At 65.2% G+C, this 18078-nt stretch carries 11 protein-coding genes; 2 read left to right on the top strand and 9 right to left on the bottom strand.

Annotated elements, in window-relative coordinates; translation table 11 throughout:
- Positions 1-159 precede the first annotated feature (159 nt).
- Positions 160-2649 carry a GcvT family protein gene (locus DL237_RS07005; protein WP_119398343.1) on the top strand — a complete coding sequence of 830 codons (2490 nt, stop codon included), beginning with the start codon at positions 160-162 and terminating at the stop codon, positions 2647-2649.
- A 173-nt stretch (positions 2650-2822) separates the two neighbouring features.
- Here the strand turns inward: DL237_RS07005 and DL237_RS07000 are convergent, their stop codons facing one another.
- The 9 genes from DL237_RS07000 to DL237_RS06960 form a co-directional block, all read right to left on the bottom strand.
- The gene (locus DL237_RS07000) at positions 2823-3908 is read right to left on the bottom strand and encodes an NAD(P)/FAD-dependent oxidoreductase (RefSeq protein WP_119398342.1); all 1086 of its coding nucleotides are present in this window, start codon (positions 3906-3908) and stop codon (positions 2823-2825) included.
- A gap of 150 nt (positions 3909-4058) precedes the next feature.
- Entirely contained in the window at positions 4059-5147 is a 1089-nt protein-coding gene (locus DL237_RS06995) for a BMP family ABC transporter substrate-binding protein (protein WP_119398491.1), read from the bottom strand.
- Between the two features lie 40 nt (positions 5148-5187).
- Positions 5188-6108 (bottom strand): ABC transporter permease, encoded by a 921-nt coding sequence (locus DL237_RS06990; RefSeq protein WP_119398341.1) that lies wholly within the window; start codon positions 6106-6108, stop codon positions 5188-5190.
- Positions 6108-7190, bottom strand: a complete 1083-nt coding sequence (locus DL237_RS06985; protein WP_119398340.1) for an ABC transporter permease — start codon at positions 7188-7190, stop codon at positions 6108-6110. The genes DL237_RS06990 and DL237_RS06985 overlap by 1 nt, the downstream gene beginning before the upstream one ends.
- Before the next feature lie 81 nt (positions 7191-7271).
- Positions 7272-8789, bottom strand: coding sequence for an ABC transporter ATP-binding protein (locus DL237_RS06980; protein ID WP_119398339.1), 1518 nt, complete (start codon positions 8787-8789; stop codon positions 7272-7274).
- A gap of 37 nt (positions 8790-8826) precedes the next feature.
- On the bottom strand, positions 8827-9774 hold the full coding sequence (xdhC, locus tag DL237_RS06975) for a xanthine dehydrogenase accessory protein XdhC (protein ID WP_119398338.1): 948 nt from the start codon (positions 9772-9774) through the stop codon (positions 8827-8829).
- Positions 9767-12196, bottom strand: coding sequence for a xanthine dehydrogenase molybdopterin binding subunit (gene xdhB, locus DL237_RS06970; protein WP_119398337.1), 2430 nt, complete (start codon positions 12194-12196; stop codon positions 9767-9769). Before xdhB ends, xdhC begins: the two co-directional genes overlap by 8 nt.
- A complete protein-coding gene (xdhA, locus tag DL237_RS06965) occupies positions 12193-13569 on the bottom strand; it encodes a xanthine dehydrogenase small subunit (protein ID WP_119398336.1) in 1377 nt (458 codons plus the stop codon). Before xdhA ends, xdhB begins: the two co-directional genes overlap by 4 nt.
- 160 nt (positions 13570-13729) lie before the next feature.
- A complete protein-coding gene (locus tag DL237_RS06960) occupies positions 13730-14194 on the bottom strand; it encodes an SRPBCC family protein (RefSeq protein WP_119398335.1) in 465 nt (154 codons plus the stop codon).
- 168 nt (positions 14195-14362) lie between these two features.
- Here DL237_RS06960 and dnaE point away from each other — a divergent pair, with 168 nt between their 5' ends.
- Complete coding sequence (gene dnaE / locus DL237_RS06955) at positions 14363-17869, top strand: DNA polymerase III subunit alpha (protein WP_119398334.1); 3507 nt, start codon at positions 14363-14365, stop codon at positions 17867-17869.
- Positions 17870-18078: the final 209 nt, after the last annotated feature.

The following is an 18078-nucleotide window of genomic DNA, read 5'->3' as shown; positions in this document are numbered from 1 at the left end:
TCTCTTGATGCGCGCCGCGCATGGGGTCGTCCCGGCATCCAATCCGGCGGCATTCTGGCCCCACGTCGCATTCAGCGCGCATTGCGTCGGCTGGGCGGTGCGGAAATTTGTCACGATGGTAAAGCTGGCGCCAGATCACCCAATCAGGAACCCTGCGTCATGAAATCCCACGTCAAAGCTCTCGTCGTCGGCGGCGGCGCCGTCGGCACCTCCATCGCCTATCACCTCGCGGCTGCCGGGTGGGACGACGTGATGCTGCTCGAACGCGATGAGCTGACTTCCGGCTCGACCTGGCACGCCGCCGGTCTGCTGCCGCTGTTCAACATGAGCTATGCGACCACCCACATCCACAAGTACTCGGTCGAGTTCTACAAGAGCCTCGAGGCCGAGACGGGCCTGAACGCCGGTTTCTCCATCGTCGGCAACCTGCGCATGGCGCAGACGCAGGACCGCATGGACGAATACATGCTCTATGCCTCGACGGCCGAAACCGCCGGCGTGCCGTATGAGTGGATGACGCCCGCGCAGATGAAATCGCGCTGGCCCCTGCTGAACACCGACGATCTGAAGGGCGCGATCTTCCACCCGACCGACGGCTACATCAACCCCGCCGACGTGACGATGGCCATGGCCAAGGGCGCGCGCCAGCGCGGTGTGCTGATCGAACGCAAATGGCAGGTCGACAGCTATACCTGGACCGGGTCTGAATGGCAGGTCGGCGTGACCAAGATGGTGGAAAAGGGCGGCAACCTCGTGCCCTCGGACGAAACTGCCGTGATCACCGCCGAACATGTCGTCACAGCCACCGGCAACCACGCACAGCGCACCGCGCGCCTGCTGGGCCTCAAGACCCCCGCGATTCCGGTCGAGCATCAGTTCATCGTGACCGAACCCGACCCCGCGCTGGTCGAATACCGCAAGACCAACCCCGAACACCCCGTTCTGCGCGACGCCGACGCCAAGTGGTACGTGCGCGAGGAACGCGGCGGCTGGATTCTCGGCCCCTATGAACGCAACGCCCCCGCGCGCTTCCGCTACGGTGTGCCCGACAGCTTCCGCGCCGACCTCTTTCCCCTCGATCTGGAGCGGATCGAGGAAGAATACATGTCGATGATCCACCGCCTGCCGACCTCGGAAACCGTTGGCCTCAAGGACGATTTCAACGGCCCGATCTGCTATACCCCCGATGGCAACCCGCTGATCGGCCCGGCCCCCGGCCTGCGCAACATGTGGCTGGCCGAAGGCTTCTCCTTCGGGATCACCGCCGCGGGCGGCACCGGCTACTACCTCGCCCAGCTGATGACGCAAGGAGAGGCCGAGATCGACATGGCCTCCCTCGACCCCAAGCGCTACGGCAATTGGATGACCTCCGAATACGCCGTGCAAAAGAACGAAGAGGCGTACGAGCACGTCTTCGTCCTGCACCACCCGGATGAGGAGCGTGAGCGTGCGCGCGCCCTGCGCACCTCGCCCGCCTATGACCGCCAAAAGGAAAAAGGCGCGCAATTCGGCGCCGTCAACGGTTGGGATCGCCCGAACTACTATGCGCCCGCCGGGTTCGACGACCACGCATCGCGCAGCTTCCGCCGTGGCGGCTGGTGGCAATACGCGGTCGAGGAAGCCAAGGCGATCCGCGAAGGGGTCGGCCTCGTCGATGCCACCGCCTTTACCAAGCACGTCGTCAAGGGCCCCGGCGCGACTGCCTTCCTCGACTGGTTCACCTGCAACAAGCTGCCGAAGGTCGGCCGCATCAACCTGACCTACGCGCTGACCACCGCCGGCACCACCCGCACCGAATACACCATCGTGCGCCTGTCCGAGGACAGCTATTACCTGGTCTCCGCCGGGGCGTGGACGGCCTATGACGCCGATTTCCTGCGCAAGGCCGCCGAAGACAAAGCGCCCGAGTTCGGCTATATCGAGATCCAGGACGTCACCACCCAATGGGGCGTCTTCGCCATCGCGGGCCCGAAATCGCGTGAGCTGCTGAAATCGGTGATCTGCGACGCCGATCCCGAAACCGCGCTCTCGAACAAGCGTTTCCCCTGGCTTTCGGCGCGCGAGATCGAGCTGGGCATGGTCCCCGTCCGCGCCATCCGCGTCGCCTACACGGGCGAACTGGGGTGGGAACTGCACCACCCGATCGAGATGCAGAACCACCTCTGGGACATGCTGGTGAAGGCGGGTGAACCGCTGGGGCTGAAACTCGTCGGGGCGCGGGCGCAAAACTGGCTGCGTCAGGAAAAATCCTATCGCGCCTTCGGCACCGAGCTTGGCCGTGACGCCACCCCGCTTGAGGCCGATCTGCCCCGGTTCGTCGATCTGACAAAAGAGTTTCACGGCAAGGCCGCGATGGAGGCCACGGGCATCCGCGCGAAATGCGTCACCCTTTTGATCGACGGCCCCGACGACGCCGATCCCTGGGGCCGCGAAGCGCTGTACGATGGCGCGACCAAAGTTGGCCGCCTGACCTCGGGGGGCTACTCGGTTGCCTTCGGCAAAAGCATCGGCATGGGCTACGTCACGCCCGACCTGGCGGTGCCGGGCACAAAACTCAAGGTCAAGATGTTCGACCAGCTCTGGGATGCCGAGATCACCGAGGACAGCCCCTACGACCCGACCAACGCAAAGATCCGCGTTTCCGAATAGGGGCTGGGGGCGGGGGCAACCCCGATTTGACACTCTCAAAAAATCACCGCGCGCTGCGTTAACGCGCGCGCGGTGTCCGCACGAATACCGACGTGATACCGCTCCGATACCGCTCAGATACCGATGGGGGATTTTGCGGTTAACTCAATGGTTTGGGCAGAACCCCGGCACCGTTAACCAAATCGGGCAGGGGACAGGGCCGCAACCACGTTTTCGGACAGCTCCGGCGCTTTGCCCGCCACCAGGTCAGCGACCAGCCGCGACACAGCCAGCGCCGTCTGAAAGCCATAGCCCCCCTGTGCCGCCACCCAGACGAACTCCGGCACCGCCGCATCGCGGCCCACCACCAGCGCACGGTCCGGGGCAAAGCTGCGCAGACCCGCCCAGCTGTGTTCGACGCGCGTGACCTCGATGTTCACCATCTCCTCGAACCGGGCCAGCCCTTCGGCCAGCACCATGTCGTCGGCCCAGGCGTCCATCGGCTCCAGCGCATGTTCCTCCGAAGGCGAAACCAGCAGCTTGCCCGCCTGCGGCTTGGCGTACCACCGTTCACCGACCGCATCGACAAAGGCCCAGCCCGCGCCGTCCATGCCCGCGGGCAGCGGCAGCACGGCCATGCTGCGCCGATAGGGCTGGATGCCAAGCGGCGCGATCCCGGCCATCACGGCAATCGTGTCGGCCCAGGCCCCGGCGGCATTGACCAGCGTTGCCGCCCGGTACACCTGCGCGCCGACGTTGACCTGCCACAGGCCATCGTGGCGGATCGCCGTGACCTCGGCGCCGGTTTCGATGATGGCGCCAGCGCCGCGCGCGCGCCGCAGCGCATTCTGGATCATCAGGTCGGTATCCAGGTCACTGGCATCATGGCGCGCGGCCGCATCCGTCACAACCGACTGATCCAGCAGGGGAAACAGGGTAGCGGCCTCGTCCAGCCCGATCCGTTCGACGCCGAATGCGGCGGCCTCGGTGGCAAAGGCGTCGGCCTCCTCCGCACGTCCCAACAGCATCATCGGGCGCGGCGACAGCACCCCTCCGTCGCGATGGCTCAGCGCCTCGGCGCTGGCTTCGTTCAGGGCGCGCACCACGTCGTTGCCATAGTCCAGCAGGAACATCGCCGCCGACCGACCCGAGGCATGATAGGCCAGCTGGCGTTCGCGCTCCAGCACCCGGACAGAGCCGTGCGGCGCCAGGTCGGCGGCGGCGGTGATCCCCGCCACGCCGCCGCCAATGATCAATATGTCTGTATAATCTTCGCTCATGACCGGCATCCTTGCACAGCTGCCGCGCATGAAAAAGCCCCGCCGGAGACATCGCTCCGACGGGGCCTCTCAGTTTGTCATGACAGCCAATCCTGTTGGGGCCCGTATTTTGGGGCCCGTATTGGCGGGACCCGTCCTGGTGGCGTGGTCTTAGTTGGGCACTTCGCCTTCGATGCCTTCCACGTAGAAGTCCATGCCGGCCAGCACGCCATCATCGGCGACCTCGCCCTCGGCCAGCCAGTCAGAGCCGTCCTGCTTTTTCAGCGGGCCGGTGAAGGGGTGATAGCTGCCGTCGGCAATCGCCGCCTTCATGTCCATCGCAGCGGTCTTGACCTCGGCGGGCACGGCGTCGGACACCTCGCCGATGCCGACCATCCCGGAGGCGATCCCGTCCCAGGTGTTGGCGCTTTCCCAGGTGCCATCCAGCACGGCCTGGGCGCGGGCGATATAGTAGGGCGCCCAGTTGTCGATGATCGAGCTGACGCGCGGCATCGGGGCAAAGTCAGCCATGTCAGAGGCTTGGCCAAAGGTATAGACGTTGCCGGCCTCGGCTGCGGCGGCCTGCGGGGCGGTGGAATCGGTGTGCTGGATAACCACATCCGCACCCTGTTCGATCAGCACGCGGGCCGCGTCGGCCTCTTTCGCGGGGTCGAACCAGGTAAAGGCCCAGACGATTTTCAGCTGCACATCGGGGTTGACCTTGCGGGCGTGGATGAAGACCGAGTTGATGCCGCGGATGACCTCGGGGATCGGATAGGACCCGATATAGCCGATCACGTTCGACTTGGTGACCATGCCGGCGATCGTACCCTGGATGGCGCGCCCTTCGTAAAAGCGAGAGCCGTAGACGGCCACGTTGTCAGCCAGCTTGTAGCCGGTGGCGTGCTCGAACTTCACCTTGGGGAATTTCTTGGCGACGTTGATTGTGTAATCCATGTAGCCGAAGGAGGTGGCGATGATCAGATCGCAACCGTTCAGCGCCATTTCCGTCATCACGCGCTCGGCGTCGGGGCCTTCGGGGACGTTCTCGACGTAGACCGTCTCGACCTTGTCGCCCAGGGCTTCTTCCAGCGCCAGACGGCCCTGGTTGTGCTGGTAGGTCCAGCCGCCATCGCCGATCGGGCCCAGGTAGACAAAGCCCACCTTGACCTTTTCCTGCTGCGCCCAAGCGGCGCCGGTGGTGACGGTCATGAGGCCCAGTGCCGTTGCCGCACCGGCCAGGAACGAACGTTTCTTCATCAGCATTTGCAACTCCCTGTTGTCTTTTGCTTGCGACGCTTCACTGCGAAGCGTGGAAAATCCGACCCAGCGACGCCGGGGCGGCGCTGCGGTCAGCGGACATGATGACCAGCACGAGGATGGTGATCAGGTATGGAGACATGGAAAGGTATTCGACGGGAATCGCAATACCTGCCGCCTGCAAATTAAGCTGCAAGACAGTGACTCCGCCGAAAAGATAGGCACCCAGCAGGACGCGCCAAGGCTTCCAGCTGGCGAAAACAACGAGCGCGAGGGCAATCCAGCCGACGCCGGCGGTCATGCCCTCCGTCCACTGCGGCACGCGGATCAGGCTGATATAGGCGCCGCCAAGACCCGCGCAGGCGCCGCCGAACAGGATCGCCATGACCCGGATGCGCACCACCTTGTAGCCGAGGGCATGGGCGGCATCGTGGTTCTCGCCCACGGCGCGCAGGACCAGCCCGGCGCGGGTGAATTTCAGGAACGCCCAGACCACGGCCACCAGGGCGATCCCGATATAGACCATCAGGTCATGGCGGAACACGATCGGCCCCAGAACGGGAATGTCGCTCAGCAGCGGGATGTCCAGCTTGGGTGTCGAGGGCGGCTTGATCCCGACATAGCTCTGCCCGATCAGTGACGACAGCCCCAGCCCGAACAGCGTCAGCGCCAGCCCGCTTGCCACCTGGTTGGCCAGCGCCACCTGCGTCAGCAGGGCAAACAGCAGCGACAGGCCCGCGCCCCCCGCCGCCGCGGCGATAAAGCCGACGGTGGGCGATCCGCTGTGAACGGCGGCGGCAAAACCGACGATGGCGCCGGTGATCATCATCCCCTCAACCCCGAGGTTCAGCACCCCGGCGCGTTCCACGATCAGCTCTCCCAGTGCCGCGATCATGACGGCCGTGGCCGCCACCATCAGCGAGGCCAGCAGCAGGATCGGATTGATTGCGCTCAGATCCATCACGCCACCTCCCTCTTGGTCAATTTGATGCGGTAGTTGGTCAGGACATCCACGGCGAGAAGGAAGAACAACAGCATCCCCTGCACCATCTGGATCGCCGCGGCAGGCAGCTGCAACCGGCTCTGCGCCGCGTCGCCGCCGATATAGGTCAGCGCCATCAGCAGCCCGGCAAAGATGATGCCGACGGGATGCAGGCGGCCCAGAAAGGCGACGATGATCGCGGTAAAGCCATATCCGACGTTGAAGTTGATGCTGATCTGACCCGAAGGCCCGGCGACCTCGAACATCCCGGCCAGCCCGGCCAGTGCCCCGGCGCTGCCCATGCAGATCAGCACCAGTCGCGCCGGTTTGACGCCGGAAAAGCGCGCCGCGCGTGGCGCCTCTCCCGTCAGGCGGATCTGAAAGCCCAGTATATGCCGGTTCAGCAGGACATAGCTGAAGATCGCCGCGATGAAGGCCGCCGCGACCCCCCAGTGCATCCCCGTTCCCGCAATCAGCTCATTGTTGAACGCCGACGGATATTGTTGCAGGTTGCGCGATCCCGGAAAGCCATAGCCCTGCGGGTTCTTCATCACCCCCAACGCCATCGAGGCCAGCAATTGCTCGGCCACGTAGACCAGCATCAGCGACACCAGGATCTCGTTGGTGCCGAATTTCACCTTCAGCAGGGCAGGGATCATCGCCCAGGCCCATCCCCCCAATGCCCCCGCAATCACCATCAGCGGAAAGATATACCAGGCCTCCAGCGGATAGAACGCCAGCGCCACGCCCGCGCCGCAGATGGCGCCGATGATATACTGGCCCTCGGCGCCGATGTTCCAGATCCCGGCGCGAAAGCCCAGGCTCAACCCGAGCGCGATCAGGATCAGCGGCCCGCCCTTGACCAGCAGCTGCGGGCGGTAATAGCTGGCGAACTCGCCAAACAGCGGCTCCCAGAAGATCGTGCGGATTGCCACGATCGGATCCTTGCCAAGGGCGGCAAACAGCAGGCCCCCCGCGATCATCGTCACGATCACCGCCAGCACCGGCGTGATATAGGACAGCGCCTTGGAAGGCTGCGGCCGTTTCTCCAGCGTCAGCATCGCCCGCGCCCCCCGATCTTCGTCTTGCTCATGATAGTCCCGCCACGGGCCTCCGCCCCCTCGGCACCCACAGGGATGAGATCACACATGCGCCACCTCCAGCCCATGCGCGCCGCCCATCATCAGGCCGATCTCTTCCATGCTCAGCCCCTTGGCCGGTCGGATCTCCGACAGTCGCCCCTCGTTCAGCGCCGCGAAATTGTCCGCGACCTCCATCAGTTCGTCCAGGTCCTGGCTGATCACGACAATCGCCGCCCCGCCGACGGCAAGGTCCAGCAGGGCCTGCCGGATCACCGCCGCAGCCGAGGCATCGACCCCCCAGGTGGGCTGGTTCACCACCAGCACATCCGGGCGCTGCATGACTTCGCGCCCGATGACGAACTTTTGCAGATTGCCCCCGGACAGCGCCCGTGCCGCCGTCTCCGGCCCCGGTGTGCGCACGTCGAACCGCTTGATGATCGCCTCGGCAAAGCTCTTGGCCTTGCCCCATTTCAGAAACCCGTTCTGCATCAAGCCTTCGCGTTCCGCGCCGGTCAGCAAGGCATTTTCCGTCAGGCTCATGTTCGGTGCCGCCGCATGGCCCAGCCGCTCCTCCGGTCCCGTCAGCAGGCCCATCTTGCGCCGCACGCCGGGGCCCTTGGCACCGATCTCGGTGCCATCCAGCACCACCATGCCCGGTTTCGCCAGGATTTCGCCCGCCAGCGCCGCCAGCAGCTCGTCCTGGCCGTTGCCCGCGACACCCGCCAGCCCCAGAACCTCGCCCGCGCGCACCTCGAGCGAAATGTCTTTCAGCGACGTGCCGAACTGCCCCGGCGATTTCACCGACAGCCCGCGCAGTGCCAGCCGCACCGCACCGGGCACCGTGACTGCGCGTTCCGGGCGGTGCAGCTCGCTGCCCACCATCAACTCCGCCATCTGTGCCGCCGTCGTCTCGCGCGGGGTGCAGGTCGCCACCTTCTTGCCCAGCCGCAGGATCGTCGCCTCGTCGCACAGCGCCCGGATCTCCTCCAGCTTGTGCGAGATATACAGGATCGAGGTGCCCTCGGCCTTCAGCTTGCGCAGGGTGGCGAACAGGATCTCCACCTCCTGCGGTGTCAGAACGCTGGTCGGTTCGTCCATGATCAGCAGCTTGGGGTCCTGCAACAGGCAACGGATGATCTCGACCCGCTGGCGTTCCCCCGCCGACAGATCGCCGACGATCTTCCAGGGGTCCAGCGGCAATCCATACTGCTCGGATACCGAGGTGATCTTTGCCGCCAGCTCGCTCGTCTTCGGCGGGTTCGCCATGCCGAGCGCGACATTCTCGGCCACGTTCAGCGCGTCGAACAGCGAAAAATGCTGAAACACCATCGCCACACCGGCGGCCCGCGCCGCCTGCGGCTCGGCGGGGGTATATTCACGCCCCTGCAAGACCATGTCGCCACTGTCGGGCTTGACCAACCCGTAGATCATCTTGACCAGGGTCGATTTCCCGGCGCCGTTTTCCCCCAGCAAGGCATGCACCTCGCCCGGCTCGATTTCAAACGAGACGTCGCTGTTGGCGACCACACCCGGATAGGCCTTTGTCAGGCCCCTGATTGAAAGAAGTTTCCCCGTCACCCTACCGTTCCCTATCCGCTTCGCGGTTCGTGTCGGCCTATATGGCCGTGTTGACCTCTCCGGGCCTTGTTGCGTCTTGTTGCGCCGTTTGTCTCAGTATCGCAGCGGCCACCCCCACGGCAATCTCTTGCGGATGTTTGCCCAGCTCCGGCGCGCCAATCGGGCAGTCGATGCTCGCAATACGGGCAGGATCATGGCCCATCTCGCTTAGCCGCCTGCGAAACCGTGCCCATTTGCTGGCCGATCCGATCAGCCCGCAACGCGCAAAACCCCGCCCCAGCAGGGTATCGCACAGCGCCAGGTCCAGCGCATGGGAATAGGTCAGGATCAGATGCTCGGCCCGGCGCGGCGCATGGGCGGCCAGCCGCGCCGGCTCGGCGGCGGGCAGCATCGTCACGCCCTCGGGGATGACCCCGGGAAAGCGCGCCGCCTCGGTATCGACCCAGGTCACCGCAACACCGGGCAGGGGGGCCAGCACCGACACGATCGCCCGGCCCACATGCCCCGCGCCCCAGACCCAGACCTCGCGTTCAGGGCGCGCCACGGGTTCCACCATCCAGCCCGCCACGCGTTGCGCAGGTGGCATGTCGCCCCCCGCGCGCATCCTGGCCAGCAGACGTTTCACCGCAAAGGGCATCTCTCCCGCCCCCCGCGCAATCATCACCTCGTCCAGCCCGGCCACCCGTGCAGCGTCGTAGACCTCGTACAGCAGCGTCACGGCCCCGCCACAGCACTGCCCCAGGTCGGGCCCGAGGGCGCGTTTCTCCAGCCGGTCCGCATCGCCCGCCTCCAGCATGGCCCGCGCCCGCAACATGGCCTTATGCTCCAGCGTGCCACCGCCGATGGTGCCCTCGAACAGGCACGCTCCCACCAGCATCGCCGCGCCCGCCTCGCGCGGCACCGATCCGCGTGTCTCGGCCACCACCACGCGCACGACGCGGCCTGCCTGCGCCACCGCGCGTCGCAGGCCGACCAGGTCAAACATCGCGCACCCGCTGAATGGCCGCCAGCACGCGCTCAGGCGTCGCGGGCGCATCCAGCGCCGGATAGGCAGAACCACAAGACGCCACAGCGTCGGACAAGGCCATCAGCGCCGAAATCCCGTGCATGAACGGCGGCTCCCCCACGGCTTTTGAACGATAGATCGTCGCGGCCGGGTTCGGCTCGTCCCAAAGCTCCACGTTGAACACCCGTGGCCGGTCGCCACAGGCCGGAATCTTGTAGGTGCTGGGCGCATGGGTGCGCAGCCGGCCCTTGCCATCCCAGACCAGTTCCTCGGTGGTCAGCCAGCCGGCGCCCTGAACATAGCCGCCCTCGACCTGCCCGATATCGATGGCCGGGTTCAGGCTGTGGCCGGCATCGTGCAGGATATCGGCGCGCAGAATGCGGTATTCGCCGGTCAGCGTATCCACAACCACCTCGGTCAGCGCTGCGCCATGGGCAAAATAGAAGAACGGTCGCCCCGCCCCCTTGATCCGGTCCCAGGCCAGGTCCGGCGTCCTGTAATGCCCCGTGGCCGACAGGCTCACCTGGTTTTCATAGGCCAACTGCGCGGCCTTGGCGAAGGTCATCTCGTTGCCGCCCGCCGTGACCATGCCGCCGTCAAACCGCACGGTCTCGACCGCCACCTGGTGCAACTCCGCCACGACTTCCGCAATCCGCTCGCGTATGGTGTCACAGGCCGCCTGCACCGCCATCCCGTTCAGATCGGTCCCGCTCGAGGCGGCGGTGGCCGAAGTATTGGGCACCTTCGCCGTATCCGTCGCGGTGATCTTCACGTCCGCCAGGTCGATCCCGAACCGGCTCGCCGCCACCTGCGCAACCTTCAGGAACAACCCCTGTCCCATCTCGGTCCCGCCATGGTTCAGATGCACGGATCCATCCTGGTAGACATGCACCAGGGCCCCGGCCTGGTTCAGATGGGTCAGCGTGAACGAAATCCCGAACTTCACCGGCGAAAACCCAAGGCCCTTCTTCAACACCGGGTGACTGGCGTTCCACGCATCCACAGCCGCGCGCCGCGCCGCGTAATCCGAACGCTCCAGCAACCGCTTCGTCAGCCGCCCCAACAGGAAATCGACAACCTCCTGCCCATAGGGCGTCGTCTGTCCCCCGGCAGCCTTCACCGCGGGTCCCTCGACCGGAAACGCCTGCGCCGCCCCGCGCGACGTCACGTCTTCCCCGGTTTCCCTGTTGGAAATATCCCGGGGGAGCGGCTCTGCCGCGGGGGCAGCGCCCCCCTCGACCCGCCCCACCGGCGCGTCGGCATAGTAATTCACCTGCCGCACCTTCACCGGGTCCATCCCCAGCTCATGCGCAATATGATCCACGACCCGCTCGATGCCCACGACACCCTGCGGCCCGCCGAACCCGCGATAGGCGGTGGCCGAACACATGTTGGTTTTCAGGCGATGGCTCTCGATGCGGGCATGGTCCAGCAGATAGGCGTTGTCGGCATGCAGCATCGCCCGGTCGGCCACCGCCAACGACAGATCCTGACTCCAGCCGCACCGGGTATATTGTACGAAATCAACACCATGGATGCGGCCCGTCTCGTCAAATCCGACCGCGTAATCAATGCGGAAATCATGCCGCTTGCCGGTGACGATCATGTCGTCATCCCGGTCATAGCGCATCTTTGCCGGACGCCCGGTCTTCATCGCCACCACCGCGCAGGCCACGGCCAGCGGGTTGCCCTGGCTCTCCTTGCCACCAAAGCCGCCGCCCATGCGCCGGGTTTCGACGCGCACGGCGTTCATCGGCCTGCCGATGGCCTCGGCCACCTTGTGCTGAATCTCGGTCGGGTGCTGGGTCGAGGAGGCGACGATCATGTCGCCCCCCTCCTGCGGCAACACCATGGCCGCCTGACCCTCCAGATAGAAATGCTCCTGTCCGCCCATCTCGATCCGACCCGTCAGCTTGCGCGGGGCCGCATCAATCGCGGTGGCGGCATCGCCCTTGGCATAGATGCGCGGCCCTTCCTCGAACCGGCTGTCAGCGGCCAGCGCCGCCTCGATGGTCAGGATCGGCTCCTCTTCATCGATCTCGATCACCGCCTGCCGTGCGGCAAAGCGCGCCGCGTGATGGCTGGTCGCCGCCACCAGAAAGATCTGCTGCCCGACGAAATTCACCCGCTCCACTGCCAGCAGCGGCTCGTCGTGCGCCCCGGGCGAGGTGTCGTTCTCGAACGGCAGATCCTCGGCGGTCAGCACCATCACCACGCCGGGCGCGGCGCGCACGGGGCCAAGGTCGATCGACCGGATCACGCCACGGGCCACGGGCGACAGGCCAAAGGCCAGATGCAGGCAGTTCGCCGGCGTCGGAATATCGTCGATATAGCGGGCCTCGCCGGTAACATGCAGGCGGGCCGCGTCGTGGGGCAGGGGTTTGCGCACCTGTTCGTTCATGCCGAAACCTCCGCGATATCCGTGACTTCGCCCAGATCGGCCATCAGGTACCGCGCCAACATTCCGCGCGCGCCCTCCAATCTGTACGCGGCCGACGCGCGCATGTCCGACAACGGCTGGAAATCCTGTGCCCAGGCGTCATGCGCCCGCGCCAGAATGCTCTCGTCCCAGGCCTGCCCGGTAATCGCCGCCTCGACGGCCGCCGCCCGTTTCGGTGTCGCCGCCATGCCGCCAAAGGCGATCCGGGCCGAGGCCACGCGGCCCCCCTCGACGACAATGTTGAAACAGCCGCACACGGCCGAAATATCCTGATCCAGGCGCTTGCTCAGCTTGTAGGCGGCGATCCGGTCGCCCTGGCGGGGAAAGCTTACCGCCTCGACGAATTCGCCGGGTGCGCGGTCCTGCTTGCCATAGTCGACAAAGAAATCCTCCAGCGGCATCGAACGCCGCGTCTCGCCGCATCGCAGATGCAGCACGGCCCCCAAGGCGATCAGCGCCGGCGGGCTGTCCCCGATGGGCGATCCATTGGCGATATTGCCGCCCACGGTCGCGGCATTGCGCACCTGCACCGACCCGAACCGGCGCAGCATGGCGGCCAGACCGGGATGCAGCGGTGCGATTGCCGCCAGGAAATCGGTCAGCGACGTCATCGCGCCCACGCGGATCTCCTCGGTGCCGACCTCGACGCCCTTCAGGTCTGCGCAGCGGTTCAGGAACGCCACTTCGCCCAGATCGCGCATCCCCTTGGTGACATGCAGCCCCAGATCGGTCGCACCCGCGATCAGCGTGGCCTCGGGGTGCGCGACATACCACGCGGCCAGCGCATCGGCGCTGCGCGGCTGGAACGGGCCCTTCGCCTCGGTGCCATCGCCGTCTTCGGGCATCTGGAACGTCTTCGGCAGATGGTCCGGGGCAGGGTGGGCAAAGGCCTCTTCGGCGGCGCGGATGATCGGTGCGTAACCGGTGCAGCGGCACAGGTTGCCCGCCAGCGTCAGGTCATGCGCGTCCGATCCGGCCAGGTGCGCCGTAGCCAGCGACATGGTGATGCCGGGGGTGCAGAATCCGCATTGCGATCCGTGCTTGTCGACCATCGCCTGCTGGACCGGGTGCAGCGCACCGTCCAGTTTCAGCCCTTCGACGGTGGTCACTGCGCGGCCCTGCAATTGCGGCAGGAACAGGATGCAGGCGTTCAGGGCGCGCGGCCCGTCCTCGCCGGTGACCATCACCGTGCAGGCGCCACAGTCCCCTTCGTTGCAACCTTCCTTCGTGCCGGTCAGTCCGCGCGTCGTGCGCAGCCAGTCCAGCAGAGTCGTCGTCGCGTGCACATCGTCGATGTCCACGCGTTCTCCGTTCAGGTGAAAGGAGAGTGCCATATGTCATTCATCCGCCGCGTTACCCTGGCGCCCTGAATGCTTTTCCGATGCGGCGTAAGAAAAGCGGCGTATTGAATATTCTTTTGACCTAAAAAACCCGCTGGCCAGCAGCTTGGCAAGCCCTCGTATACAGGATTGTCTCCGCAACGGTCAAAATGGCCTATCCGCTGATCTTTTTTGCCAGGTCAGCCAGTTGATCGGCCGCCGCGCCCCAGCCCTCGTGAAATCCCATCTCCTCGTGGCGGGCGCGTTCCTCCAGGGTCGCATGCAGCACCATCGCGCTGTAGCGGGTGCCCTCTGCAACGGGATCGAACGTGACGATCGCCGTCATGAAGCCGGTGCCGGTCGGGCGATACCCGGCCCCCAGGGCATCGGTAAACGACAGCAGCCGCCCCGGATCGGCCGCCAGAACGCAGCCCTCCGACGCGATTTCCGTGCCATCCGGCAGCTGCATCTTTGTATAGAACCGCCCGCCGCTGCGCGGTTCGATCACCGCCTCGACGGTCTCGACGGGCTTCGGGGTGAACCACTGCATCAGCAGTTCGGCCTCGCTCCAGCACCGCCACACGGCGTCGGGGCTGGCGGGAATGATACGGCTCAGGTGCAGGTCCAGATCGGATGTCATCGGTTTGGGCTTTCTGTTGCGCGCACGCACGCATGGCGGGGGCGTGTTGCCATCCACTCGACTATGGCGGGCGCCCTTTTGCGCATCAAGTCAAAAGCCGCGCACGGGGTGCGTCTTTCCCCTCGGGCGTTCTTGCTGGCACCGCGGCCCGGGCATAGGATCGCGGGCATGAGCACCTCTCCCCGATTCATTCACCTGCGCGTCCATACCGAATATTCGCTTCTCGAAGGCGCCATCCGCCTCAAGAAGCTGTCGGGCATGTGCGAAAAGGCCGGAATGCCCGCCGTCGCCGTCACCGACACCAATAACATGTTCGCCGCGCTGGAATTTTCCGTCACCGCCGCCGGGCAGGGGGTGCAGCCGATCATCGGCTGCCAGGTCGATATCGCCTGGCATCAGGCCCAGCCCGGCGAACGTGCCCATGCGCCGTCCCCGCTGGTCCTGCTGGCCCAGAACGAAACCGGGTACGAGCATCTGATGAAGCTCAACTCCTGCCTCTACCTGGACAACCACGGCCAGATTCCGCAGGTCACGCTGGAGGAGCTTGAGGCCCATTCCGACGGCCTGATCTGCCTCACCGGCGGCCCCGATGGCCCCGTGGGCCAGATGCTGCAGGCTGGCCACCGTCCCGATGCGCAGGCCCTGATGCAGCGCCTTGCCGCGGCCTTTCCCGACCGCCTCTATATCGAACTTCAGCGCCACCCCGAGGAAAACGGCCAACCGGAAAAGGAACGCCTGACCGAACGCGGCTTTGTCGAGATGGCCTATGCGATGGACCTGCCCCTCGTCGCCACCAACGACGTCTACTTTCCGACCCCCGACATGTACGAAGCCCACGATGCCCTGATCTGCATCGCCGAAGGTGCCTATGTCGACCAGCAACAGCCGCGCCGCCGCCTGACCGCCCAGCACTACTTCAAGTCCCAGCAAGAGATGGTCACCCTCTTCGCAGACCTGCCCGAGGCCATCGAGAATACCGTCGAAATCGCCCGCCGCTGCGCCTTCATGGCCTACCGCCGCGATCCGATCCTGCCGAAATTCGCCGATGACGAGGTGCAGGAGCTGCGCCGTCAGGCCAACGAGGGGCTGCAACAGCGCCTCTCGGTGATCCCCCACGCCGTCACGGTGGAAGAGTACCAGAAGCGCCTCGACTTCGAGCTCGACATCATCGAAGGCATGGGCTTTCCCGGCTACTTCCTGATCGTTGCCGACTTCATCAAATGGGCCAAGGATCACGACATTCCCGTCGGCCCGGGCCGTGGCTCGGGGGCCGGCTCCCTCGTCGCCTATGCGCTGACCGTCACCGACCTCGATCCGCTGCGCTATTCCCTGCTGTTCGAACGCTTCCTCAACCCCGAACGGGTCTCCATGCCCGACTTCGACATCGACTTCTGCATGGACCGCCGAGAGGAAGTCATCCGCTACGTCCAGCAAAAGTACGGCCGCGACAAGGTCGGCCAGATCATCACCTTCGGTGCCCTGCTCTCCAAGGCCGCCGTGCGCGACATCGGGCGCGTTTTGCAGATGCCCTATGGCCAGGTCGACCGCCTGTCCAAGATGATCCCGGTCGAGGGCGTCAAACCCGTTTCCATCGAACAGGCCCTGATACAGGAGGACCGCCTGCGCGAAGAGGCCCGCAACGAAGAAGTTGTCGAACGCCTGCTGAACTATGGCATGAAGGTCGAGGGGCTGTTGCGCAACGCCTCCACGCACGCCGCCGGCGTGGTGATCGGGGATCGCCCCATCGACGAACTGGTGCCGCTCTACCAGGATCCGCGCTCGGACATGCCGGCGACCCAGTTCAACATGAAATGGGTGGAACAGGCCGGGCTGGTCAAATTCGACTTTCTCGGCCTGAAAACCCTGACCGTGATCCAGAACGCCATCAACCAGATCCACGCCGGGGGGCGCGATCTGCACACGGCCGCCGATGGCCGCCACCTCTACGACCCCGCGCCGGGCGGCGAGAACCAGATCAACCTGATCCCGCTGGATGACGAACGCACTTACGACCTCTATGCGCGTGCCAAGACGGTCGCGGTTTTCCAGGTGGAATCGACGGGCATGATGGATGCCCTGAAACAGATGAAACCGACCTGTATCGAGGATATCGTGGCCCTTGTGGCGCTCTATCGTCCCGGTCCCATGGAAAACATCCCGACCTATTGCGAGGTCAAGAACGGGCTGAAGGAAATCACCTCGGTCCACCCCACCATCGACTATATCCTGGCCGAAACGCAGGGCATCATCGTCTACCAGGAACAGGTGATGCAGATTGCGCAGGTCATGGCGGGCTACAGCCTCGGCGGCGCTGACCTGTTGCGCCGCGCCATGGGGAAAAAGATCAAGGAGGCGATGGACGCCGAACGCCCGAAATTCGAAAAGGGCGCGGCGGAAAACGGTGTCGACAAGAAGAAGGCGACCGAGGTCTTCGACCTTCTGGAAAAATTCGCCAACTACGGTTTCAACAAATCCCACGCCGCCGCCTATGCCGTCGTCAGCTACCAGACGGCCTGGCTGAAGGCGAACCACCCGGTTGAGTTCATGGCCGGGGTGATGAACTGCGATATCCACCTCACCGACAAGCTGACGATCTATTTCCAGGAGGTGAAGAAGGGCCTCAAGCTGCCTTATATCCCTCCTTGCGTGAACCGCTCGGATGCGACGTTCAAGGTCGTGGACGGGGCGCTGGTCTATGCCCTCGGCGCATTGAAAAACGTCGGTGTCGAGGCGATGAAGATGATCGTCGAGGGGCGCGCGGGCAAACCCTTTACCAACCTTTTCGACGTGGCCCGCCGGGTCGAGCTGAAAAAGGTCGGCAAGCGCCCGCTGGAAATGCTGGCCCGCGCCGGTGCCTTTGACGAGCTTGACCGAAACCGCCGCCGCGTCTTCGACAGTCTTGACGGGCTGGTGCAATATTCCGCCGCCTTCTGGGAACAAAAGACATCGTCGCAGGTGTCGCTGTTTGGCGAGGCGGGCGATGATCTGCCCGAACCGCGCCTGTCGCCCGTGCAGGATTGGCTGCCCGCCGAACGTCTGACCGAAGAGTTCAAGGCCATCGGCTTCTATCTCTCCGGTCACCCGCTGGATGATTACATGGGCGCGCTGAAACGCAAGGACGTGAAAACGCTGGACGAGGTCACGCGCCTTGCCGAAGGCGGGGCGATGGTCGCCAAGATGTGCGGCATCGTCACCGGCTGCCAGGAACGGAAATCGGCGCGCGGCAACCGCTTTGCCTTTGCGCAGCTTTCCGACCCGACGGGCGGGTATGAGATCACGATCTTCTCCGATACGCTTGAGGCCAGCCGCGATTTTCTCATCAACGGCTCAAAGGTCGTGCTGACGGTCGAGGCGACGCTGGAAAGTGACCAGCTCAAGCTGCTGGCGCGTGGCATCGTCCCGATGGACGGTGTCGTGGCCGATGCCGGGGCGATCGGGCTGAAGATCTACATGAACGAGACCCGTGAAATCCGTGCGGTGCATGACGTGCTGCTGCGCGCCTCCGAAACCATCCGCGGGGTGCGCAAGGGGCCGATCCAGTTCTGCCTGGTCAACTCATCCCTGCCCGGCGGGGGCGAGGTCGACGTCAAGATCAACGACGGCTTTCCGGTCACGCCCGAGATCAAGGGCGCGATCAAGAGCCTGCCTGGCGTGCTCTCGGTCGAGGAAATCTGACGGGCTGTCGCTGTCGCTGTTGCTGTCGCAATCACGGTCGCGATTACAGTGACAGTCGCGGACCAGCCGAGTCGCGGCCCTGCACGATCTGCCTCGGCGGCTCTGCCCGTGGCGCGCAACGCGCTGGCCTGTGCCGACGCGGTTGCGCAGGCCCGGCTGGCAGGGCGGCAAGGGCAGGGGACAGGACGGACCGGGCGGGCGCAGGACGG

Source organism: Pseudooceanicola sediminis (genome assembly GCF_003575965.1).
Classification (GTDB): Bacteria; Pseudomonadota; Alphaproteobacteria; order Rhodobacterales; family Rhodobacteraceae; genus Pseudooceanicola; species Pseudooceanicola sediminis.
Note: the sequence above shows the minus strand (reverse complement) of the source record. Positions and strands in the feature narration are given on the sequence as shown.

Excerpts from the sequence above, each read along its gene's own strand:
- DL237_RS07005 (WP_119398343.1), top strand. The coding sequence starts at position 160 with ATGAAATCCCACGTCAAAGCTCTCGTCGTCGGCGGCGGCGCCGTCGGC.
- DL237_RS07000 (WP_119398342.1), bottom strand. The coding sequence starts at position 3,908 with ATGAGCGAAGATTATACAGACATATTGATCATTGGCGGCGGCGTGGCG.
- DL237_RS06995 (WP_119398491.1), bottom strand. The coding sequence starts at position 5,147 with ATGAAGAAACGTTCGTTCCTGGCCGGTGCGGCAACGGCACTGGGCCTC.
- DL237_RS06990 (WP_119398341.1), bottom strand. The coding sequence starts at position 6,108 with ATGGATCTGAGCGCAATCAATCCGATCCTGCTGCTGGCCTCGCTGATG.
- DL237_RS06985 (WP_119398340.1), bottom strand. The coding sequence starts at position 7,190 with ATGCTGACGCTGGAGAAACGGCCGCAGCCTTCCAAGGCGCTGTCCTAT.
- xdhC (WP_119398338.1), bottom strand. The coding sequence starts at position 9,774 with ATGTTTGACCTGGTCGGCCTGCGACGCGCGGTGGCGCAGGCAGGCCGC.
- xdhB (WP_119398337.1), bottom strand. The coding sequence starts at position 12,196 with ATGAACGAACAGGTGCGCAAACCCCTGCCCCACGACGCGGCCCGCCTG.
- xdhA (WP_119398336.1), bottom strand. The coding sequence starts at position 13,569 with ATGGCACTCTCCTTTCACCTGAACGGAGAACGCGTGGACATCGACGAT.
- DL237_RS06960 (WP_119398335.1), bottom strand. The coding sequence starts at position 14,194 with ATGACATCCGATCTGGACCTGCACCTGAGCCGTATCATTCCCGCCAGC.
- dnaE (WP_119398334.1), top strand. The coding sequence starts at position 14,363 with ATGAGCACCTCTCCCCGATTCATTCACCTGCGCGTCCATACCGAATAT.